The 21,551-nt window shown below is 63.2% G+C and carries 20 protein-coding genes; 5 read left to right on the forward strand and 15 right to left on the reverse strand.

Annotated features, from left to right (window positions below):
- Positions 1-28 precede the first annotated feature (28 nt).
- The 4 genes from ATC04_RS13280 to pdhA form a co-directional block, all read right to left on the reverse strand.
- A complete protein-coding gene (locus tag ATC04_RS13280; protein ID WP_047121047.1) occupies positions 29-1,675 on the reverse strand; it encodes an ABC transporter substrate-binding protein in 1,647 nt (548 codons plus the stop codon).
- Positions 1,676-1,871: 196 nt separating this feature from the next.
- On the reverse strand, positions 1,872-3,209 hold the full coding sequence (locus ATC04_RS13285; protein WP_047121046.1) for a dihydrolipoamide acetyltransferase family protein: 1,338 nt from the start codon (positions 3,207-3,209) through the stop codon (positions 1,872-1,874).
- Positions 3,209-4,210, reverse strand: a complete 1,002-nt coding sequence (locus tag ATC04_RS13290) for an alpha-ketoacid dehydrogenase subunit beta (protein ID WP_047121045.1) — start codon at positions 4,208-4,210, stop codon at positions 3,209-3,211. The genes ATC04_RS13285 and ATC04_RS13290 overlap by 1 nt, the downstream gene beginning before the upstream one ends.
- A complete protein-coding gene (gene pdhA, locus ATC04_RS13295) occupies positions 4,210-5,328 on the reverse strand; it encodes a pyruvate dehydrogenase (acetyl-transferring) E1 component subunit alpha (RefSeq protein WP_047121044.1) in 1,119 nt (372 codons plus the stop codon). The genes ATC04_RS13290 and pdhA overlap by 1 nt, the downstream gene beginning before the upstream one ends.
- A gap of 150 nt (positions 5,329-5,478) precedes the next feature.
- On the opposite strand from pdhA, the gene ATC04_RS13300 reads away from it, so the two are divergent.
- Positions 5,479-5,970 (forward strand): Lrp/AsnC family transcriptional regulator, encoded by a 492-nt coding sequence (locus tag ATC04_RS13300; RefSeq protein WP_047121200.1) that lies wholly within the window; start codon positions 5,479-5,481, stop codon positions 5,968-5,970.
- Positions 5,971-6,048: 78 nt separating this feature from the next.
- Here the strand turns inward: ATC04_RS13300 and ATC04_RS13305 are convergent, their stop codons facing one another.
- From ATC04_RS13305 to ATC04_RS13325, 5 genes are all read right to left on the reverse strand, one after another.
- Complete coding sequence (locus ATC04_RS13305) at positions 6,049-7,332, reverse strand: glycosyltransferase family 2 protein (protein WP_113606683.1); 1,284 nt, start codon at positions 7,330-7,332, stop codon at positions 6,049-6,051.
- Positions 7,329-8,222 carry an ATP-grasp domain-containing protein gene (locus ATC04_RS13310; RefSeq protein WP_047121043.1) on the reverse strand — a complete coding sequence of 298 codons (894 nt, stop codon included), beginning with the start codon at positions 8,220-8,222 and terminating at the stop codon, positions 7,329-7,331. The genes ATC04_RS13305 and ATC04_RS13310 overlap by 4 nt, the downstream gene beginning before the upstream one ends.
- The gene (locus ATC04_RS13315; protein ID WP_231736101.1) at positions 8,223-9,212 is read right to left on the reverse strand and encodes a PIG-L deacetylase family protein; all 990 of its coding nucleotides are present in this window, start codon (positions 9,210-9,212) and stop codon (positions 8,223-8,225) included.
- Positions 9,213-9,946: 734 nt separating this feature from the next.
- On the reverse strand, positions 9,947-11,569 hold the full coding sequence (locus ATC04_RS13320; RefSeq protein ID WP_181728037.1) for a sodium/solute symporter: 1,623 nt from the start codon (positions 11,567-11,569) through the stop codon (positions 9,947-9,949).
- Positions 11,566-11,913, reverse strand: coding sequence for a DUF485 domain-containing protein (locus ATC04_RS13325; RefSeq protein ID WP_047121042.1), 348 nt, complete (start codon positions 11,911-11,913; stop codon positions 11,566-11,568). Before ATC04_RS13325 ends, ATC04_RS13320 begins: the two co-directional genes overlap by 4 nt.
- Before the next feature lie 211 nt (positions 11,914-12,124).
- Between ATC04_RS13325 and ATC04_RS13330 the strand changes: the two genes are divergently transcribed.
- From ATC04_RS13330 to ATC04_RS13345, 4 genes are read left to right on the forward strand one after another with little or no spacing between them, the layout of a single operon-like run.
- Complete coding sequence (locus ATC04_RS13330; protein ID WP_047121041.1) at positions 12,125-13,306, forward strand: histidine kinase; 1,182 nt, start codon at positions 12,125-12,127, stop codon at positions 13,304-13,306.
- A gap of 49 nt (positions 13,307-13,355) precedes the next feature.
- A complete protein-coding gene (locus tag ATC04_RS13335) occupies positions 13,356-14,072 on the forward strand; it encodes a LytTR family DNA-binding domain-containing protein (protein WP_047121040.1) in 717 nt (238 codons plus the stop codon).
- A 15-nt stretch (positions 14,073-14,087) separates the two neighbouring features.
- Positions 14,088-14,480, forward strand: a complete 393-nt coding sequence (locus tag ATC04_RS13340) for a hypothetical protein (RefSeq protein ID WP_052772604.1) — start codon at positions 14,088-14,090, stop codon at positions 14,478-14,480.
- Between the two features lie 43 nt (positions 14,481-14,523).
- The gene (locus ATC04_RS13345; protein ID WP_047121195.1) at positions 14,524-15,948 is read left to right on the forward strand and encodes a cation acetate symporter; all 1,425 of its coding nucleotides are present in this window, start codon (positions 14,524-14,526) and stop codon (positions 15,946-15,948) included.
- Between the two features lie 99 nt (positions 15,949-16,047).
- On the opposite strand, the gene ATC04_RS13350 is transcribed toward ATC04_RS13345, so the two are convergent.
- The 6 genes from ATC04_RS13350 to rpsB all read right to left on the reverse strand — a co-directional run bounded on the left by ATC04_RS13350 (position 16,048) and on the right by rpsB (position 21,368).
- On the reverse strand, positions 16,048-16,620 hold the full coding sequence (locus tag ATC04_RS13350; RefSeq protein WP_047121039.1) for a DivIVA domain-containing protein: 573 nt from the start codon (positions 16,618-16,620) through the stop codon (positions 16,048-16,050).
- A gap of 151 nt (positions 16,621-16,771) precedes the next feature.
- Positions 16,772-17,983 carry a phosphatidate cytidylyltransferase gene (locus ATC04_RS19905; protein ID WP_231735980.1) on the reverse strand — a complete coding sequence of 404 codons (1,212 nt, stop codon included), beginning with the start codon at positions 17,981-17,983 and terminating at the stop codon, positions 16,772-16,774.
- A gap of 41 nt (positions 17,984-18,024) precedes the next feature.
- Positions 18,025-18,582, reverse strand: coding sequence for a ribosome recycling factor (gene frr / locus ATC04_RS13360; protein ID WP_047121038.1), 558 nt, complete (start codon positions 18,580-18,582; stop codon positions 18,025-18,027).
- A gap of 77 nt (positions 18,583-18,659) precedes the next feature.
- Positions 18,660-19,382 (reverse strand): UMP kinase, encoded by a 723-nt coding sequence (gene pyrH / locus ATC04_RS13365; protein ID WP_047121037.1) that lies wholly within the window; start codon positions 19,380-19,382, stop codon positions 18,660-18,662.
- Positions 19,383-19,574: 192 nt separating this feature from the next.
- On the reverse strand, positions 19,575-20,411 hold the full coding sequence (gene tsf / locus ATC04_RS13370; RefSeq protein ID WP_047121193.1) for a translation elongation factor Ts: 837 nt from the start codon (positions 20,409-20,411) through the stop codon (positions 19,575-19,577).
- A gap of 141 nt (positions 20,412-20,552) precedes the next feature.
- On the reverse strand, positions 20,553-21,368 hold the full coding sequence (gene rpsB, locus ATC04_RS13375; protein ID WP_047121036.1) for a 30S ribosomal protein S2: 816 nt from the start codon (positions 21,366-21,368) through the stop codon (positions 20,553-20,555).
- Between the last annotated feature and the right edge of the window lie 183 nt (positions 21,369-21,551).

A 21,551-nucleotide genomic window follows, 5' to 3' on the forward strand; every position in this document is an offset into this window, starting at 1 on the left:
CTTTGATCAGGCTAAACGCTGAACGTAATTACTTGCCGGCGATCTCGTTGTACAGCGGGACACCGTTCCAGCCGAATTCGACGTTGGAGACGTTTTCGCTCCAGCCGCCCTGAACAGCCTGGTACCACAGCGGGATGGCGGGAAGGTCCTTCATCAGGATTTCCTGGGCCTGGTTGAAGATCTCGGCACCTGCAGCAGGATCAGTCGCTGCCAAGCCTTCCTTCAGCTTGGCGTCGAACTCCTTGTTCGAGTAGTCGCCATCGTTGGAGCCTGCGCCGGTGCCGTAGAGGGCGCCGAGGAAGTTGTACAGCGATGGGTAGTCGGCCTGCCAGCCGGTACGGAAGCCGCCGGTCATCTTGCGCTCGGTGACCTGCTCACGCAGTTCCTTGAAGGAGCTGTATGGTTTGGCTACGGCGTTGATGCCCAGGTTGTTCTTCAGCTGGTTGACAACAGCCTCGACGTATTCCTTGTTGCCGGCGCCGTCAACGTTGTAGCCGATGGACAGTTCTGCATCTGCATCCCACTTCGAGATGGCATCTGCGTCGGCCCAGGCCTTCTTGGCGGCCTCGGCGTTGAAAGTCAGCACTTCACTGCCTGGAATGCTGTCGGAGTAGCCGTCGATTACCGGTGCGGTGAAGTCCTTGGCGATGACCTTGCCGCCCTGGTACACCTTGTCGATGACCAGCTGGCGGTCGATAGCCTGCGAGATAGCGGCACGACGCAGGTTGCCCTCTTCGCCCTGCTTGAAGTGATCCAGGTAGCCCGGGATGGTGATGGTCGCGTTGCCTGCGTAAGGCGAGTTGACCGAACGGTCACCCAAGTCACTTTGGTACGACGCCAGCTGGCTTGGCGGAACCTGATCCAGGACATCCAAGTTGCCGGAAATGAGATCCTGGTATGCCGAGTCAGTCGACTGGTATACCTTGAAGTCGATTCCGCCGTTCTGGGCCTTGCGTGGACCGTCGTACTTCTCGTTAACTTCCAGCTTCAGGTTGACGTCGTGGTTCCACTCGGCCAGCGTGTATGGACCGTTGCCGACCGGCTTTTCGCCGAAGGCCTTGGGATCCTCGAACGCTGCTTCAGGAAGCGGGAAGAAGGCGGTGTAGCCAAGTCGCAGCGGGAAGTCGGACTCAGGCTGCGAGAGCTCTACGGTGAAGGTGGTGTCATCCACGACCTTCAGGCCCTCCATGGTGTCCTTCTTGGCGTTCTCTGCGCTAACTTCCTTGTAGCCCTTGATGGACTCGAAGAAGTAGGAGTTCAGCTGGGCGTTCTTTGCAGCGGCGCCGAAGTTCCAGGCGTCCACGAACGAAGCAGCGGTCACTGGCGAGCCATCGGAGAAAGTCTGGCCGGACTTGATCTTGATGGTGTAGTTCTGGGAGTCGGTGGTTTCGATCGACTCGGCCAGCTCATTCTGGGTCTTGCCATCGGCGGTGTAGCTCACCAGGCCGGTGAAGATCAGATCCATGACGCGGCCGCCACCAACTTCGTTGGTGTTGGCCGGCAGCAGGCCGTTCTGCGGTTCGGTGGTGTTTGCCGAAACGACGTATGAAGTGTCGCCTGCCTGGGCGTCGCCGTTACCCTCAGGGGTTTCAGACGAGCCGCCACCACATGCCGACAGGGTCAATGCCAGGGCCGCGGACAGAGCTACGGCCTTCGATGCGTGCGAGATTCGCATCCTTCTTCTCCTCAACAGTTCGTTGCTGCTTCCGCAATTCGCGGAGCCGTGCGGTATAGCGTGAGCTATAGCACTTAGTGAATGAGATTACATCAAAGATTGCGAAACAACCAATGAATAATCGTGAAAGTAGTGCTTGATAATCTTTTAGTCACTCAAACTTATAATATGATTACAAGTCAAAGGCTAGACGTAATCAAAGAAAAAAGTTCATCATTCCGGGATCCTCAAGGACTGCACCGATACCGGCAAGTAACTCGCTGGCTTCCTTGCCATCCACGACCCGGTGGTCGAACGACAAGGCCAGCGTTGAAGTATGCCGTAGTGCTACTTCCCCTCGGTACTCCCAAGGCCTAGGCTTGACTTGGCCTAAGGCGAGAATCCCTGTCTGCCCCGGAGGCAGAATAGGCGTACCGGCATCGACGCCGAACACCCCAACGTTAGTGATTGAAAAAGTACCGCCGGTCAGCTGGGACGCCGTCAGGGTGCCGGCCCGCGCATGGTCGATGAGCTCAGTCAATTCAGCGGCCAACAATGTTAGTGGCTTATTCTGCGCCTGTTTGAGCACGGGGACAAGCAGTCCGCGGTCGCTGGCGACCGCCATACCGAGATTCACGTCCGCGAATTGGATAATTTCATCGTTCTCGCCGTCCCAGCGCGCATTGACGCTCGGGAAGTTCAGCAGCAGGCGTGAAACCACCAGTGCAGTCAGCGACGTGATGTTCAGTTTCAGGTCCCTGAATTCGCGGCGGGCGCGGAGCTTGTCGATCAGTTCCAACGACTTCGTGACATCAACCGTCAAGAACTCGGTGGCATGCGGCGCCGTGAATGCCGACTGCACCATGGCATTCGCGGTGGCCCGTCGCATGGCGCTGATCTTCACCCGCCTCTGCCCATCCACGGCAGCCGACTCGCCCGCAACAGGCCGCGATTCTACAGCGGGTGCCGCGGGAGAACTGACCAGAGCTTCAATATCCCGGCGCAGCACCAGGCCATCGGGCCCGCTGCCTCTCACCTCGGCGATGTCAATGCCGTGGTCTCGGGCAAGCTTGCGGACCGGGGGCGTGCTGCGTGCCACGGTGGCCCGCGCCGCTTCGGGCACCGCGGCAGCACTTGCGGCAGCAGACCCCTCGGCGGCAACGGTCTTGCCGCGGCCGCGGCGAGCCGGACGCTTGCCGCTGGCCGCCGGAGCGCCGTAGCCCACCAGCGTCGGAGTCCGCTCGGCGGCGCCCTCCTTCTCCCCCGGGGCTTCAGCTCCTGGCTGTGCACCGCCCTTGCCGTCCAAGTCCACAGGCTTGTCGTCGAAGGTCACCAAGGGGCCTCCCACGGGAACCACCTGGCCCTCGTCGGCATGCAGCTTCTGCACGATGCCAGCGAAGGGCGAGGGAAGCTCAACCACTGCCTTGGCGGTTTCCACTTCGGCAATGATCTGGTTCAGGCTGACGTGCTCGCCGACCTTGATTTTCCAGTTCAGCACCTCGGACTCGGTCAGTCCTTCGCCGAGATCCGGCAGCTTGAAGGTTTGGGCGGTCATCACTTGGCAGCTCCTTCGGTTGCCTCGTGGTGGCGCATCACGGTGTCGACCGCATGCATCACCCTGTCGAGATCAGGCAGGTGGTGGCTTTCAAGCCGGGATGGCGGGTAGGGGACGTCGAAGCCCGTGACCCGCAGCGGGGCGTGCTCCAGGTAGTCGAAGCAGCTCTCGGTGATCTGGGCGCAGATCTCGGCCCCCATCCCGCTGGTGCGGCTGGCCTCGTGCACCACCACGAGCTTGCCGGTGCGCTTCACCGATTCGGCAACGGTGTCGATATCCAGCGGGTCCAGGCTGCGCAGGTCGATGACTTCCAGGCCGACGCCTTCGTCTTCCGCCGCCTGCGCCGCGTCCATGAGCGTGTAGGTGGTCGGGCCGTATCCAACGACAGTGACGTCGTCGCCTTCGCGCAGCACCTTGGCCTTCGGCGAGGAGTCGCTCTCCGGCGTAGCCAGCTCGACCTCAGCCTTTTCGTGGTAGCGGCGCTTGGGCTCGAAATAGATCACCGGATCATCGCTCGCGATGGCCTGACGCAGCATTGTGTAGGCGTCCTGCACGCTGGACGGCGCGAAAACACGCAGCCCGGCGGTGTGGGCGAAGTAGGCTTCCGGGGATTCGCTGTGGTGCTCGGGCGAGCCGATGCCGCCGCCGTAGGGAATCCGCACGGTCACGGGCATCTTCACCCGGCCGCGCGAGCGGTAGTGCAGCTTGGCCAGCTGGGAGACCAGCTGGTCGAAGGCCGGATAGGTGAACCCGTCGAATTGGATCTCCACCACCGGCCGGTAGCCGCGGTAGGCCAAGCCGATGGCGGTGCCCACGATCCCGGACTCTGCCAGCGGGGTGTCGACGACCCGGTGCTCGCCGAAGTCCTTCTTCAATCCGTCGGTGACGCGGAAGACCCCGCCGAGGGTTCCGATGTCCTCGCCGAGCAGGACCACTTTCTCGTCCTCGGTCAGCGCATCGCGCAGCGACTGGTTCAGCGCCTTGAGCATGGTGGTGGCCATCAGTGCCCCTCCCCCTCAAACTCCGACAGGTAGCTGAGGTAGCCCTCGCGTGCCCGGGTGCTGGGCTCGTGCGCCTCGGAATAGACATTGTCGAACAGCTCGCCCACCGCGGGGTCAGGCATCGCGGTGATGGCGGCGCGCAGCTGCGCGGCCAGGTCGTCGGCGGCGTTCTGCGCGCGCTGCTCATAGGACTGGACGTCGGCGCCGATCACGTGCAGGTACTTGACCAGCCGGTCGATCGGGTCCTTGGCCTTCCACTTCTGAAGCTCTTCATCCTTGCGGTAGCGCGTCGGATCATCGGCGGTGGTGTGCGAACCCATGCGGTAGGTGACGGCTTCGATGAATGTCGGGCCCAGCCCGTTGCGGCAGTGCGCCAAGGCGGCTTGGGTCGCGGCGTAGACGGCCAGGATGTCGTTGCCGTCAACACGCCAAGTCTTCAATCCGAAGCCGTGGGCCCGGTCGGCGATCTGGGTGCGGCTCTGCAGCGCCACCGGCTCGGAAATGGCCCACTGGTTGTTCTGGCAGAAGAACAGCACCGGCGCCTGGTAGCTGGCGGCGAAGACCATGGCCTCGCTGACGTCGCCTTGGCTGGTGGCGCCATCACCGAAGTAGGTGATGGCCACGTCGTCGGTTCCGTCGAACTTGATGCCCATGCCGTAGCCGGCGGCGTGCAGGGTCTGCGCACCGATCACGATCTGCTGGCAGGCGATGTTGACCTCGTTGGGGTTCCACCCGCTGGACTGTGCCCCGCGCCAGACGCTGAGGAGGTCCTCGGCCTTAACACCCCGGGCCCAGGCCACGCCGTGCTCGCGGTAGGAAGGGAAGATGAAATCGGAATCGCGGGCGGCGCGCACCGAACCGATCTGCGCAGCCTCCTGGCCGAGCAGCGGGGCCCACAGGCCCAGTTCGCCCTGGCGCTGCAAGGCGGTCGCCTCGTGATCCAGCCGCCGCAGGACAACCATGTCGCGCAGAAAATCCGCCAAGTCCGACTCGGTCAGCTTGGCAACGTAATGGTCTAGTTCTCGGTCCGGGACCCGTTCCCCGGCGACGTTCAGCAGCTGGTGCGTAGGTATGCACTCCGCGGCTACATCGATGTGCTTGGTGGACACGATCAGCATCCTTACTCTCGCGTAGTCGGTGCCCGAGGCAGTTTCACACTTCAGGCTTAATGTGATGCTACTCACGCAACGCAGATTGCACAATGGCCAGATTCGAATTCGGGCAAAACGCACTGTCCGCCCTCCGGTATCGGTGCTAACGTGCTCATTATGCAGCTACTTGACCAGACGGACCGCCGCATCCTGCTTGCCCTGTCCACCGCCGCCAAGCGGACCGCCTCAGCCGTGGCAACCACCTTGGGCCTGGGCCGCAATACCGTGCAGACCCGCATCACCCGATTGGAGAACGAGGTCCTCGATTCGCTCGACCGGCGCATCCCCGCGAAGTCGCTGGGTTACGGGCTGCTCTCATTCGTCGAGCTTCATGTGGACCAACGCCATTTGGAGGACATCGCGGCCAAGCTGGAACAGATCCCTGAGGTGCTCGAGGCGCACGGACTGACCGGCTCGGCGGACATCCTGGTCCGGGTCGCCGCCAAGGACGCCGAAGAACTTTTCCGGGTCCACGGCCAGCTGCTGCATATCGAAGGGGTCAACCGGGCCGATTCGGCGCTGTCGATGGCGGAGCTGGTCCCCTACCGCACCACGCGGTTGCTGGAGCATTCGCTGGCAGACGGGCCTGCGCGCAAGCAACCTGCATGAGCAACGGCACAAAGCCTCCCTGCGGCGCGGGCGCGATCGCGCGGGCGCAGCAGGGAGGCTTCACAAAGGTCCGGAGGGCTACCTGCCGACCGACACGACGCCGGAGCGATCGAGTTTGTTCCAGTTCGCAGGCTTGTTGGTGATCTCCTTGAACAGTGCGCTGAGCATCGTCAGCCCGATCAAGACGGAGTAGATCGGCCAAAGCGGAATCGTCCACAGGTGGCGCAGATCCGCCGCCGCGCGATTCAGCGCGATGGCGTAGATGGCCAGTGCAATCGAGACAAGAATGCCGAGCCACGCGAGGAAAGCCCACACGCCATCGCCAATCGGGTTGCTTCCCAGCAGGAACATCACCGGGATCGACAAGAGAACCAGGAGCTGGATCACCGGCATGGCGACCATGTTGAAGGTGTTGAAGACGAGGAAGAAGCCGAAGGCTCCGAAACGCGGATTTCCGTGCATGGACTTGTGGATCTTGATGGTTTGCAGCAGTCCGCGCGCCCACCGTACGCGCTGCTTCCACAACCCGCGCAGGGTTGACGGAGATTCCGCGTAGACCAGGGCCCGCGGCGCGAAGTTCACCTGGTATCCGGCCTTGTGGATGCGCCACGTCAGTTCGAGGTCCTCGCCGATAATCCGCTCATCCAAATTGCCGGCCACGTTCAAGGCGGAGCGCAGGAACGCACCGGAATTGCCGGACACGATGGGCAGGCAGCCGATGAGCGCCAAGGCGCGGCGCACGACGCCGGTACCCAGGTGCGAGATGACGGTGAGCAGGCGGGTCTGCACGGTATTCAGGTTGACCGGGCGGTCGTCCCCGCACACCGCGCCGATGCTGGGGTGGTTGAATCCCTTGAGCATCTCGTTGATGGTCTCCTCGCCGAACACGCCGTCGGCATCGACGAAGAGCACTACCTCGCCGTCGCTGGCCGCGAACCCGCGATTGAGCGCCGCGCCCTTTCCCGCATTTGGCTGGGAAATGCTGGAGACCCGGTGGTCCTTCGCCGCCCATTCATCCATGATCCTGGCGGTGCCGTCAGTCGACCCGTCGTCAACGAGGATCACCTCGAAATCCTCGTAGTTGCTGCGCAGGATCGACTCCACGCAGTTGGAGATGACCACTTCCTCGTTGTATCCGGGCACCACGATGCTCACGCGCGGACGGGATTCGAAGACCAGCTGCTTGTTGTTCTTGGCGCGGCGGCGCTCGCGGGCGACAAACGCCAGCGACATGGGAATGAAGCAGAGCTTGACCAAACCCATTCCGAGGATCAGCCCGCCGCCGACCATGAACAGCCCCACGACCACCATGCCGATGGGCGTCGTGATCCCGTCAAAGAAACCATTCAGGAATTCGGTCATGGCCTGCCCCCGGCGGCTGCTAGTGCGCGGGACGATGCGCGCAGCACGGTGGACAGCAGCTCGGGAGCCTGCCGGGAGTTCGCCCCGAAGCGGGCGTTGATTTCCAGCACCACCGGCTGGCCGTTGGCGAGGCGGCGGATGTCGAGGTCGGCCTGGTATTCCAGGCCCACCGCGCGCACCGCGTCCAGTGCGATCTGCTGCACGTCCACGGCTTCATCAGCTGCCACGCGCTCGGTCGACACCGCGTTGCCCACAACTCCCTGCTTGAGCTCGGTCTTGCGGACGACCACTGCCAGGTCGTTCTCGCCGTTGCCGTTGAAGACCATCGGCGCGAATTCTTCCCCGCTGGCGAATTCCTGCAGGACCCATGAATCATCCAGCGCGGAGAAATCCAGATCGCTGTGGTTCCCCACCACGCCGACCCCGCGGCCGCCCCGGGCGATTCGCGGCTTGACGATCAGTGGACGGCCGAGCGCCTCGAAGGCCGCATCCAGGTTCTCGAAGCTGCTTGGAAGCGCCGAGCGCGGGACCGGCACCCCGGCCGCTGCCAGGACCTGCATGGTCAGCCACTTGTCGTGGGCGGTGGATACGGCTTCCGGCGATCCGATCATGACGGTGCATCCAGCCAGCTCGGCGCCGGCAGCCGCCACGGCGGGAAGCTCGTCGCTGACCGTGGGAATCAGCACGTCGATATGGTGCTCGCGGATGATCTCGGCCAAGCGGCCGATCATCGACGGGTCGCTGGCCGCCGGGACCTTCTCGATGACCGCGTAGTACTCATTGGCAGTGCTGTCCATGTCGGCGCCGATGACGGTGAAATCGCTTGAGGCAAGCTGCGCCCCGAGGGCTCGGCCGGCTGGTCCGTTCGCTCCGGTAATCAGGATTCGCATTTAGAACACTCCAATCGCGGAACCGAGCAGGCGCACTGGCTCGAATCCCTCGGCATACTTCGTTTTGGCCTGGTTGCCGCGGAAAGCGGCAATACCCTTGAGATTCTCTTCGGTCATGTAGGGCTTGCCCTTCTGGTCGGCGTGCTGAGCCACCGCATGGACCTTGACGCCGATGTAGTCGGCTACGTCGATGAACACGGCAGGATTGAACTTCCTGGTGACCGACGGGCTCTCAAAGCACAGGATCGACGAATGCCGGCGGGCCGCACGGAGGGTGGCGAAATGCACAGCATGGTGGTCCTGGTGCTGGTCGTGCTCGGAATGCGTGAAAATCAGGTCGGGATTCAGGACCGTCACCCGTTCTTCAATGGCCTGGACCATCTCGTTCGTTGAATCGGACAGCTTGGTATCCGGAAGGCTGTGAGTGACCATGCTCTTGGCTCCCATGAAACGGGCTCCGCGCATCGCCTCGTTTTCGCGAACGGCTTCGTCACCTCCGACCGCGCCGTTGCTCATCACCAGCACGTGAACTTCGTGTCCCGTATCGGCCAGCTTGGCCAGGGTGGCACCGCAGGCAATTTCAAGGTCGTCGGGATGGGCGCCGATCGCCAAGACAACCCGCTGCTGCGATTGCGGAACGACGGGCACGATCTGGTTGGTGATCGCGAAGATCGCCATGCCGAAGGCGAAGACGAGGGTGACCTGGATTGCCATTTCGCGCAATGGCTCCGACTGCCATGGGCCGCTGGCCACGAGCAGGTTGACCATGGCCAGGACTATGGATCCCACGACCAGTACCGCGATGAGTTGCGAACCGCGGCGGAAACGCCGCTTGAGATGCTTGCGCTGGCTTGGAAGCGCGAAGACGAGTGCTGCCGAAAGGCTCAAGGCAGCAGAAATTACAGATGACCATGGCATAAGCCGATTTCCCCCAAAAAGTCGGCGCACCAAATAACCAGAAAAGCAGTTAGCTGCTTGTCCGGAAATCACAAACAATGACTTAAGACTTCACGATCCCCATCGCAAAGACTCTTGCTCATGAAAAGGTACGCGTATTGATAATTCCCCTAGATCAATACTTGGTGCAGTTCTCGACATTTACGTCGCAACTTGCAAATTCAAGGTACCTGATTCGTGTATCCAGGCAAAACTTCTTCCACGACTTCGCGCATCGCCACTCGAAATCCACGAACTTTCAAGGCTCCACCCCACTCGCTCGAACTGCGGCTTCACGTGCAGTTGGGCGAACGTAGATGCTGCCTTCCGCGCCGTAATTCCGGCCTTCAATCCCTGGCCGCGGCCATGAAATCACCGCTGGCGCAGAAGTTCCGAGCTAGCAGGAAAGTCATTAATCCGCGTCTCCAAGTCCCCAAAAATTTCGTTCGGAACGTTGAAAATCCTCGCGTAACAATGTGTCTTTTTCGCAATCAGCGACCCCTCCACGCGCTTGCGTCCATGGATTTCCCCGTCCGGAAAGTCGCGTCACCGGGTCTGCCGAGCACCTGACTGCCGGGTCGCCCGACTGTCCCGGGCCAGCGCTTGGCAAGGCCGGCAGGAACACCCAATCCGCCGTATCCGAGGTGGCTGCTCCGCCCTCAGGCAGGTCGATGCATGACACCGCGCAGCGGCGCGCCACAGCATGGCGGCTCAGAAATGCGGACGGGACCAGCCTGAGTGGCTGATCCCGTCCGCATCGGTTTTCCGCTAGGTGATTGAGCAGAAGGCTAGTGGTCGACTGCCTTCTCTGCACCGACACCGGTCAGCGAGCGAACTTCCATTTCCGCCGCCTTCTTGGGATCCTCGCTTCCCGGATCGGTGATCGAGCCCAGCCAGCCGAGCAGGAATGCCAGCGGGATGGAGACGAGGCCCGGGTTGGCCAGCGGGAAGATCGAGATATCGATGCTCGGGATCATCGAGGTTGCCGCACCGGAGAAGACCGGCGAGAAGATGATCAGCAGGATGGCCGAGCCCAGGCCACCGTACATCGACCAGACTGCACCGCGGGTCTTGAAGCCCTTCCAGAACAGCGAGTAGAGGATGGTCGGAAGGTTGGCCGAGGCAGCTACCGCGAAGGCCAGCGCCACCAGGAAGGCGACGTTCTGGCCCTGGGCACCGATGCCGCCGGCGATCGCGAAGACGCCGATGACCAGTACGGTGCGACGGGCAACCTTCATTTCCTTCTCCGGGGTGCTCTTGCCCTTGGAGATGACCGATGCGTAGACATCGTGGGCGAAGGAAGCAGCTGCGGTGATGGTCAGGCCGGCTACCACCGCCAGGATGGTTGCGAAGGCCACCGCGGAGATCAGGCCCAGCAGCAGCGTGCCGCCCAGTTCGTAGGCCAGCAGCGGGGCTGCGGAGTTCACGCCGCCCGGGGCGGCCTTGATCTTGTCCGGGCCGATCAGGGCGCCGGCGCCGAAGCCGAGGACCAGGGTGAACAGGTAGAAGGCACCGATCAGCCAGATGGCCCAGACGACCGACTTGCGGGCTTCCTTGGCGGTTGGCACGGTGTAAAAGCGCATCAGCACGTGCGGCAAACCTGCGGTGCCGAGCACCAAGGCCAGGGCCAGGGAGATGAAGTCGAGCTTTGAGGTTTCGGACTTGCCATACTGCATGCCCGGGTTCAGGATCTCAGGGTTGCCAGCCACTTCGGCGGCCTTGCCTAGCAGCTCGGAGAAGTTGAATCCGAACATGGCCAGGGTCCACACGGTCATGATCAGGGCGCCGGCGATGAGCAGGCAGGCCTTGATGATCTGCACCCAGGTGGTGCCCTTCATGCCGCCGACCAGGACGTATAGGATCATCAGCGCGCCGACGATGACGATCACCAGCGACTGGCCTGCCTTGGAGTCGATGCCCAGCAGCAGGGACACCAGTGCGCCGGCGCCGGCCATTTGCGCCAGCAGGTAGAACACGCACACCGCGAGGGTGGAGATCGCCGCGGCGATGCGCACGGGACGCTGCTTCAGGCGGAAGGAAAGCACATCGGCCATGGTGAACTTGCCGGTGTTGCGCAGCAGCTCGGCCACGAGCAGCAGGGCAACCAGCCAGGCCACGAGGAAGCCGATGGAGTACAGGAAGCCGTCGTAGCCGTTGATGGCGATGGCGCCGACGATGCCCAGGAAGGATGCCGCCGACAGGTAGTCGCCGGCGATGGCGGTGCCATTCTGGGTTCCGGTGAAGGAGCGTCCGCCGGCGTAGTAGTCAGCGGCGGTCTTGTTGTTCTTGCTGGCTCGGAGCACGATCACCAGGGTGACGCCGACGAAGGCGACGAAGATGGCGATGTTCACCAGCGGGTTGCCGACAGTGGTCTTCTCAGCCGCCGCCGCAAGGATGGTTAGGTTGTTCACTGATCTGCTCCCTGGTTCTCCAGACGCTCACGGATCTTGGTGGCCTTCGGATCGAGCTTCTTGTTGGAGAAGCTCACGTAGGCTGCGGTGATGGCGAAGGTGGACACGAACTGCAGCAGGCCCAGGACGATGCCCATGTTGATGTTGCCCAGGACCTTGATGGACATGAAGTCGTGGAAGTAATCGGCCAAAAGAACGTAGGCGAAATACCAGACCAGGAAGAAGATAGCCATGGGGAATACGAAGCTACGGTGGGTGCGGCGCAGTTCCTGGAATTCCTCCGACTTGCTCTCCGCCACGAAATCAATGTCGTCTTCGACATTGTGGTGGGGATTGGCACTCATGATGCCCTCCTTGTGCGGGTGGTTGGATGATTGAAACCTGATGTGATGCAAGGCACATCTCGACTGTGACTAAGTTCACTATCTGCGAAAGTTCCGTCCCCGACTAGGGGTTTGGGCCCAGCCATGGCTCAGCGGAGCAAAACCTGCGCCCAACGGCACATCTATCGACGACAAGCGGTCGGGCAACGGGTTGTGACCTTAGGATTGATGTATGTCCCCAGCCCTGCAGATCACCCTCATCGTCACCATCGTGACGGTCGGCATTGCCGTCATCGGGTATTTCGGATTCAAGATCTCCCGCTCAACCAAGGAGATGGGCACCGACGCGGAGGAAGCGACCTTCACCACCCTGCACCACATGTCCGTCGCCGTTCCCCACCTGGAACGGGGGCTTACAGTGGAAGGAGCCGCGAAGAGCGCCAAGGCGCTGCGCAGGCTGCTGAACTGCCCGGTCCTGCTGATCTCCGACACCCGCCACATCCTTGCCACGGATGCCGGCATCGAATTCACCGCGGATCTCGAAGAGCAAGCTTCGGAAGCATTCAGCACCGCGCTGGCCACCGGCAAAACGCAGGTGAAGCGGCTCTCCGGCCAGGATTTCGTGGCCGCCCCGATCATGGTGGGAAACCAGCCGGTGGGTACGGTGACCGCCCTGACCCCGCGTGCCGGGGCTGGATTCGTCCGCGCCGTCTCGGAGGTGGCGGTTTTCGTCTCCGCCCAGGTCTCCACCGCGCAATTGGATGAGAACAAGGCGATGCTGCTCGAAGCGCAGATGCGGGCCCTGCGCGCGCAGATTTCGCCCCACTTCATCTACAACTCGCTGAACGCCATCGCCTCGTTCATCAACACGGATCCAGCCCGCGCCCGCGAGCTGGTGATCGAATTCGCTGACTTCACCCGCTATTCCTTCCGCCGCCGTGGGGAATTCACCACCCTGGCCGAGGAGCTGGAGGCCATCGACCGCTACCTGCTGCTGGAAAAGGCCCGCTTCGGCGACCGCATCAAGGTGTCTTTGCAGATCGCCCCGGAAGTGCTCTCGACCAGGATCCCGTTCCTCTCGTTGCAACCGCTGGTGGAAAACGCGGTTCGCCACGGCCTGGAAGCCAGGCCCGACGGCGGGGTTATTTCCATCACCGCTACCGAGGACGGGATGCACGCGGTCATCAGCGTGGAAGACGACGGCGTGGGCATGGATCCGGAGCAGCTGTCCAGCGTGCTGGCAGGCACCACGGTCAACATGCATGTGGGTCTGCGCAACGTTGACGTGCGGCTTCGCCAGCTCTACGGCAATTCGAACGGGCTGATCATCGACACCGCGCCAGGCGCAGGTACGCAGATCACCTTGCGCATCCCGAAGTTCCTGGCTCCGGGCACGGCATCGATCGACGAATGAATTCCATGGGTCCCGAAGGCAAACACAACAGAAACGATAGAATCAACTCATGATTAATGTGGTTGTCGCCGACGACGAACTTCCGGCAGTGGAAGAGATCGCGTTCCTCCTGAGCCAGGACTCCCGAATCGGGAAAATCCATCGCGCAACCTCTGGCGCCGCGGCGTTGAAAGCGCTGGAGGAAAACGAAGTGGACGCGCTCTTCCTCGACATCCACATGCCCGCGCTCTCCGGCCTTGATATCGCACGGGTCATCTCCCGCTTCGCCAACCCGCCGCTGGTGGTCTTCGTGACCGCCGACGAGGACCAGGCCTTGGAAGCCTTCGAGCTCGCCGCGGTCGACTACGTGCTCAAGCCCATCCGCCCGCAGCGCTTGGCCGAGTCCGTGCGCCGCCTGTGCGAGCTCGTGGAGGAAGCCCCCGCCAAACCCGAAATGATCACCGTGGACCAGGGCGGCATCACCAAGCTCATCCCCCGCGGCGACATCGCCTACGTCCAGGCCCAGGGGGACTACGCGCGCCTGCATACCAAGGACTCCAGCTATCTGATCCGCGTCCCGTTGAATGATCTGGAGCAGCAATGGGCGGAGTCTGGTTACGTGCGCATCCACCGCTCCTACCTGGTGAGCATGGACAAGATCGAAAACGTCCGGCTGCAGACCGGCAAGGCGGCCGTGCTGGTCAACGGGACCGAGCTGCCGATCTCCCGGCGCGCCCTGCCCTACTTGCGCGAGCGCCTGGCCGCCAACCGCGTCCGCCCGCTCTAGGCCCGGCGTGATTCCGTGAAGCGCGACTCCCCGGAGGCTCCCCTGCCTGGACGCTTTGCCCAGCAGCGTCCGCAGCGGGTACGCGTCCAGGCTCCCCAGAATGCCTCGCTGACCGTTTCCGCGGTCAAGCCGGAACATACGGCCCAGGAATTCTACGTCCAGCAGTTGATCCGCTCCCAGTTGCGGCTGGCCTGCGCCGTGGCCGCAGGGCTGCTGACCATGCTCGTGGGTATCAGTGCGCTGCTGGCCCTCTGGCCGACGGTCTATGAATTCACTTTGTGGCATATACCCCTGCCATGGTGGATTCTCGGGGTGGGGATCTATCCGCTGATCATCGTGGCCGGCATGCTGTTCAACGGCGCGGCGGCCCGCAATGAAAAACGCTACCGGAGCATCAGCCGTGATTAATCTGCTTTCAGCCCTGGCCTTGGTGGTGGTCTGCGTGACCACCATGCTGATCGCCTTCCACGGGCTGCGCCTGTCGCGCACCACCAGCGATTTCTACGTGGCCAGCCGCACCGTGCGCCCGTGGTGGAACGCCTCGGCCATCGGCGGCGAATACCTGTCGGCCGCCTCTTTCCTGGGTGTGGCCGGGCTGATCGTGCTCTCCGGCCAGTCCGGGCTCTGGTTCCCCATCGGGTACACGGCTGGCTACCTGATGCTGCTGCTGTTCGTCGCCGCGCCGCTGCGCCGCTCGCAGGCCTATACCATCCCCGACTTCGCCCAGATCCGCTTCGAGGAATCCAAGTCGCTGCGCAAGATCACCACCTACCTGGTGGTGGTGATCTGCTGGCTGTACATCGTCCCGCAGATGCATGGGGCGGCCCTGACCCTATCGATCGCCACCGGGCTGCCCGGATGGCTCGGACCGGTGATCGTGGCTGCGGTCGTGTGCATCACGGTGGTCTCCGGCGGCATGCGCTCGGTGACCTTCGTCCAGGCTTTCCAGTACTGGTTCAAGCTGGCAGCGCTCGTGGTCCCCACGATCTTCCTGCTCTTCCAGGTGATCCCAGAGCAGTCCAGCACCGCGCGCCTCGACAGCATCGCGACCCAGCTGGAATCGGTGGCCGGGCTGAACCTGTACGAGACCATCTCCATCATCCTCGCGCTGCTCTTCGGCACCCTGGGCCTTCCCCACGTGCTGGTGCGCTTCTACACCAACCCCACCGGGCAGGCCGCACGTTCCACTACCGTGATCGTGCTGGGCTTGCTCTCGGTGTTTTACCTGCTGCCCACCACCCTCGGCGTGCTGGGTCTGCTCTACGCCCCGCAGCTGGGCGGCAACGCGGAGACCGACGCCACGGTGCTCCTGCTGCCCTCGGCGGTGCTGGACGGGTTCCTGGGCGACTCGCTGACCGCGATCGTGGTCGGCGGCGCCTTCGCCGCGTTCCTGTCCACCACCTCCGGGCTAGTGGTCTCGCTGGCCGGGGCGCTGTCCCAGGAATTCTTCGCCGGGACCGTGCGGGGCTTCCGCATCTCCACCGTGCTGGCCACCGCCCTGCTGGTGTTCATCGCGGTGGTGACCAGCTCGCTGGCGCTGGCCGGAGCGATCGGCAACGTCTTCGCTTTCACCGCCTCGACCATCTGCCCGCTGCTGCTGCTGGGCATCTGGTGGCGCTCGCTGACCGCCCGCGGAGCCATTGCCGGCATGCTGACCGGCGCGGCCGCCTGCGGCCTGGCACTGATGATTTCCAGCCTGCTGCCCGAGGTCGACACCCTCTGGTTCCACATGCTGCGCCAGCCGGCTGCCTGGAGCGTCCCGCTGGCCTTCGTGGTCATGATCGCGGTCTCCCGCGCCACCGCGCGCAGCGTCCCCGCCAATGCGGACCGCATCATGGCCCGGCTGCACGTTCCGGACCGCGACTCCGCCTTCTGATCCACCGCCCACCAGCACGTGGAGTGTGCAGAGACGCACAAGGCCGCCGGCCGCCGGGGAATAACCCGGGCAGGCGGCGGCCTGTGAAGCTGCGCGGTGCTAGTCGATCGAGGCCATCAGCTCGACCACGCGGTCGAGGAACGCGTCGACCTGCGACTCCTCGTAGCCGTCGGTTCCGGTGGACGAGCGGAACTCCACGCGGCGCACGGTGTCCACTGACATCGGCACGTCCTTCTCGAAGTAGTCGATCAGCTGGTCGCACAAGCGGTCCACGTCTTCGACGTTGTAGCTCGAAGCGTTGGTGCGCGAGGGGCGGCGGAAGCGCTCCCCCTTGGCACGGTGCAGTCGCCCGCGCAGGATCGCCGCCAGGCGGCCTACCTGCTGCAGCCAGACTTCCTCGCCCTGGTGGGCGATCAGGTCGTCGCGCTCGCGCTTGGCGAAGACGTCTTCCAGCCGGTCCAGCGCGCCGTCGACCTCGCGGGCCTGGTAGCCGCCCTTCTGCGGGGCGAAGGTCGTGCGGCGGATCAGGTGGCTGGTGACCACGCTGTCGTCGTTGCCCCCGCCGTTGAAGGTGGCACGGGCGCGGCTGAGGAACGCATCAACCTGCTTGACGTTGTAGCCGAATTCCGAATCCGGGACCCGGGAAAACGGAGCATCTTGCTGCTGCGACACGACTGATCCTTCTTCTCTCGATAAAGTCAGGGGCGGATCGAGGTGATCCGCAATCCCTAGTTATTCTATGGCGTGAGCCAAGGCATGGGTTAAAAGCCACACCGGCGCGCGTCATCCATGGGAAAGGATCACACCGCGCCGGTGCTGCGGCCTATGACAGGGAAACACTCCATGTCAGCAAGTGGGAGATCAGGTAGCCCAGCGGGACGACGAAGACCACCGAGTCCAGCCGGTCCATGATGCCGCCATGGCCCGGCAGCAGGTTGCTCATGTCCTTGATGCCCAGCTCGCGCTTGATCATGGATTCGGAGAAGTCTCCCGTGGTTGCCGCGATCGTGGTGAAGAACGCCAGGATCACGCCGGTCCACCATGGCATGTCCAGCCAGAAGTGCATGGCCAGGGCGCCGACCGCCATGGATCCAAGCATCGAGCCGGCGAAGCCCTCCCAGGACTTCTTGGGCGATATCTTCGGGGCCATGGGATGCTTGCCGAACAGCACCCCGACGATATAGCCGAAGGTGTCGTTGCTGACCGCCAGCAGCAGGATCGTTGCGATCAGCCACTGGCCGTTGGGCTCCTCGAGGATCAGCAGCGCGAAGGACAGCAGCAGCGGGACCCAGCTGATGATGAACACGCTGCTCATCACCGAGGCCGCGGCCCCCTTCAGCCCCTCCGTCAACCGCACCAGCAGCGCGATGACCAGGCAGATCATGTAGGTGAAGCCCATGGCTTCCAGCCCGCCCCAGATCGCGCTGATCGGAAGCATCGCCGAGGCGAGGAAGAGCGGAACCAGCGGGACCGAGGTCTTGGCGTGGGTGGTCGCACGGGCGACTTCCCAGCTGCCCACCCCGGCCAGGGCCACAATCAGTCCGACCAGCAGAGGCTCGTAGAGGAACAGGCCCGCGAGCACCAGTCCGAGCATGAGCAGTCCGACGCCGATGGCGGCCGGCAGGTTGCGCCCGGCCCGGGACTTCTTGGGCTCGGCCGGCGCGCCGACCAGCAGTTCGGTCGGGATCGAGGCCCGGGCGGCGTCCGGTTCACCGGTTTCAGCCAGGTCCTTGGACTCGCTGACCGGAGGGGGCTCGGCAGGACCTTCGACCTTGAGTTCCTCGGGAGGAACCGGAGAGCGGTCCTCCGCGGTGAAAGCCGCCTTGGCGCGCTGTTTGGCCTGCTGCGAGTCCACCGCGGCGCTCGCGGCTGGCATCCCCGGTTCAATCACCGGCTGCGGCGGGCCTGCGTCCTCGGGTTCGCGCGCGGCTTCCTTCTTGCCGCGGCGCTTGGCTTCCTTCTGCTGGGCTTCGTGCAGGGCTCTCGCCTCGCGGCGGGTCAGGGGTTTGGCTTCACCGGATGCCACTGAGGGCACCGCCGAAGCCGTGCCCTCAGTGTGATCTGTCGAGCCTGGCATTAGACTTCCAGCAGCTCGGCTTCTTTGTTCTTCAGAATCTCGTCGACTGCGTCAACGTGCTTCTTGGTCAGTGCGTCCAGGTCCTTTTCACCGCGGTTGCCCTCGTCCTCGCCGATCTCGCCGTCCTTGACGAACTTGTCGATGGCGTCCTTGGCCTTGCGGCGCAGGTTTCGCAGTGCAACGCGGGCATCCTCGCCCTTGGCGCGGGCCAGCTTGACGTACTCCTTGCGGCGCTCCTCGGTCAGCACCGGAAGGGTCACGCGGATCATCTTGCCGTCGCTCGACGGGTTGGCGCCGACCTCTGGATCACCCAGCGCCTTTTCGATCTCGCGCAGGGCGGTCACGTCGAACGGGGTGATGGTGATGGTGCGGGCCTCTGGCACGGCGAAGGAAGCCAGCTGCTGCAGCGGGGTCGGCGAGCCGTAGTAGTCCACCATGACCTTCGAGTACATGCCAGGGTGTGCACGGCCGGTGCGGATCGTGGCGAAGTCTTCCTTCGCGGCCTCAATGGTGCGGTCCATCTTTTCGGCGGTCTCCGCCAGGGTTTCGTCAATCACCGGTACTCCTCAAGTACTCATTGCTGTTTCCACCAAGGGAAAATAAATCTAGAACAATCCTATGCCACGTTCACCGCTTATGCGGTGACGGTGGTGCCGATTCGCTCGCCGCGGATGGCGCGGGTGACATTGCCCTCACCTTCCATGCCGAAGACCAGCATGTCCAGCTTGTTGTCCTGGCACATGGTCATGGCAGTCTGGTCCATCACGCGGATGTTCTTGACCAGCGCCTCGGTGTAGGTCAGCGTGTCGAGCTTGGTGGCGGTCGGGTCGGTCTTCGGATCGGCGGTATACACGCCGTCCACGCCCGACTTGGCCATCAGCACCTCGTCGGCGTCGACTTCCAGGGCGCGCTGGGCCGCGACGGTGTCGGTGGAGAAGTACGGCAGGCCGGCGCCGGCGCCGAAGATGACCACGCGGTCCTTTTCCATGTGGCGGATTGCGCGGCGCGGGATGTAGTTCTCCGCGACCTGGGCCATGGCGATGGCCGACTGCACGCGGGTCTCGACGCCGCACTGCTCCAGGAAGTCCTGCAGGGCCAGGCAGTTCATCACGGTGCCGAGCATACCCATGTAGTCTGCGCGGGAGCGGTCCATGCCCGAAGCCGACAGCTCGGCGCCGCGGAAGAAGTTGCCGCCGCCGACGACGATCGCCACCTCGACCTCGCCCACAGTCTGGGCAATCTGCTCGGCGATGCCGCGCACGGTCTTCGGGTCGACGCCCACCTTGCCGCCGCCGAAAACTTCTCCTGAGAGCTTGAGCAGTACGCGGCGACGCTTGGTTTCTGGGCTGGTTGACATGGGGTCTAACTCCTGCAGTTGGTAATTCTGTGGTGAGGGGATCATCCCGAGTCCCAAGCTACCTTGAGATCCGGGCTCGAGAAAAGGGAGGCGAGTCACCGAGTGTATGCTCGGTGCCCACCTCCCTTTTCTCTAGTGCGGCCGGCTAGCGGCCGCGAACACATTTCGTGCGATTGCCTTCAGCGGTGAAGCTTAGGCGCCTACGCGGAAACGAGCGAAGGCCTCAGCCTTGGTGCCGGCCTCTTCGAGAACCGAACCAACGGACTTCTTGGCATCCTTGGCGAAAGCCTGGTCAACCAGGACAAGCTCCTTGAAGAAGCCGGTCAGGCGGCCTTCAACGATCTTGGTCAGGGCGGCCTCTGGCTTGCCTTCGGCGCGAGCGGTCTCGTCAGCGATGCGGCGCTCGTCGGCAACCTTGTCTGCTGGAACCTCGTCGCGGGTCAGGTAGGTCGGTGCCATTGCGGCGGTGTGCACTGCAACGTCGTGGGCCACGGCAGCAGCAGCTTCCGAAGCGGAGTCGACAGCCAGCAGCACGCCAACCTGGGCGGGCAGGTCCTTGCTGGTCTTGTGCAGGTAAGCAGCAACGTGCTCGCCCTCAACGCGTGCTACGCGGCGGACAACAACCTTCTCGCCGAGGATTGCGCCCTCTTCGATGACGGTGTCGCCAACGGTCTTGCCGTCAACCTCGAAAGCCAGCAGGGTCTCGACGTCGGCTGCGCCCGAGGCGACAGCTGCGTCCAGGACCTTGTTGGCCAGGGTGATGAACTTGTCGTTCTTGGCAACGAAGTCGGTCTCGCAGTTGATCTCGATCATGACGCCGGCCTTGCCCTCGACCTTGGCGGCAACCAGGCCCTCGGCGGTCGAACGGCCTTCGCGCTTGGTAGCGCCCTTCAGGCCCTTGACGCGGATGATCTCGATGGCCTTCTCGGCGTCGCCGTTGGCCTCGTCCAGAGCCTTCTTAACGTCCATCATGCCGGCGCCGGTGCGCTCGCGCAGTGCCTTGATATCAGCAGCGGTGTAGTTTGCCACGTGCAATCCCATTCAGCTAGGAGTTTCAAGTTAGTTTGCCCGTGGGACGGGTCGGATACCCAACCCGTCCCACAAGAGTGTGGAGTTTCCCTTCACAGCACGCTAGTGCCTAAAGGGAAACTCCAGAAGTCACGGAAGTGACTACTTGGCTTCTGGAGCCTCGGTCTCGGCAGCAGCCTCGGCCTTGGCCTTCTCGCCCTCGAGCAGCTCGCGCTCCCACTCAGCCAGTGGCTCAGCGGCGCCCTCGGTCTTGCCTGCAGCCTTGTTGTTCTTGGCAATCAGGCCCTCTGCCACTGCGTCGGCAACAACGCGGGTCAGCAGGTTGACGGAGCGGATGGCGTCGTCGTTACCCGGGATCGGGTAGGTGACTTCGTCAGGATCGCAGTTGGTGTCCAGGATGGCGACGACAGGGATGCCCAGCTTCTGAGCTTCGTCGATTGCCAGGTGTTCCTTCTTGGTGTCAACGATCCAGATAGCCGACGGGGTGCGGGTCAGGTTGCGGATACCACCGAGGTTGTTCTGCAGCTTGGTCAGCTCGCGCTTCAGCAGCAGCAGTTCCTTCTTGGTGTGGCCCGAACCGGCAACGTCGTCGAAGTTGATCTCTTCCAGTTCCTTCATGCGCTGAACGCGCTTGGAGACGGTCTGGAAGTTGGTCAGCATACCGCCGAGCCAACGCTGGTTCACGTATGGCTGGCCAACGCGGTTAGCCTGCTCGGCAATTGCTTCCTGAGCCTGCTTCTTGGTGCCGACGAACAGCACCGAGCCGCCGTGTGCAACGGTCTGCTTGACGAAGTCGTAGGCGCGGTCGATGAACGACAGCGACTGCTGCAGGTCGATGATGTAGATGCCGTTGCGCTCGGTCAGGATGAAACGCTTCATCTTCGGGTTCCAGCGACGGGTCTGGTGGCCGAAGTGTACGCCGCTGTTCAGCAGCTCTCGCATGGTTACGACTGGCATGTCGCAACTCCTTTCAGCAGTAGCGGACCGGGCGCACGAACGCCCGCGGTAACTGCCCTAGTTGTTTGGGTTGTTGCAGATGTACATTGTGAACATCCGCCCTGGCATGAACCCCGGAATGCTTGGCATTCCGCACGCCGTCCACCGATTCTCTCGGACCACTGGAACGGCCGGCTTCCCCGC

It is taken from the genome of Arthrobacter sp. YC-RL1, assembly GCF_001454985.1.
GTDB classification, from domain to species: domain Bacteria; phylum Actinomycetota; class Actinomycetes; order Actinomycetales; family Micrococcaceae; genus Glutamicibacter; species Glutamicibacter soli.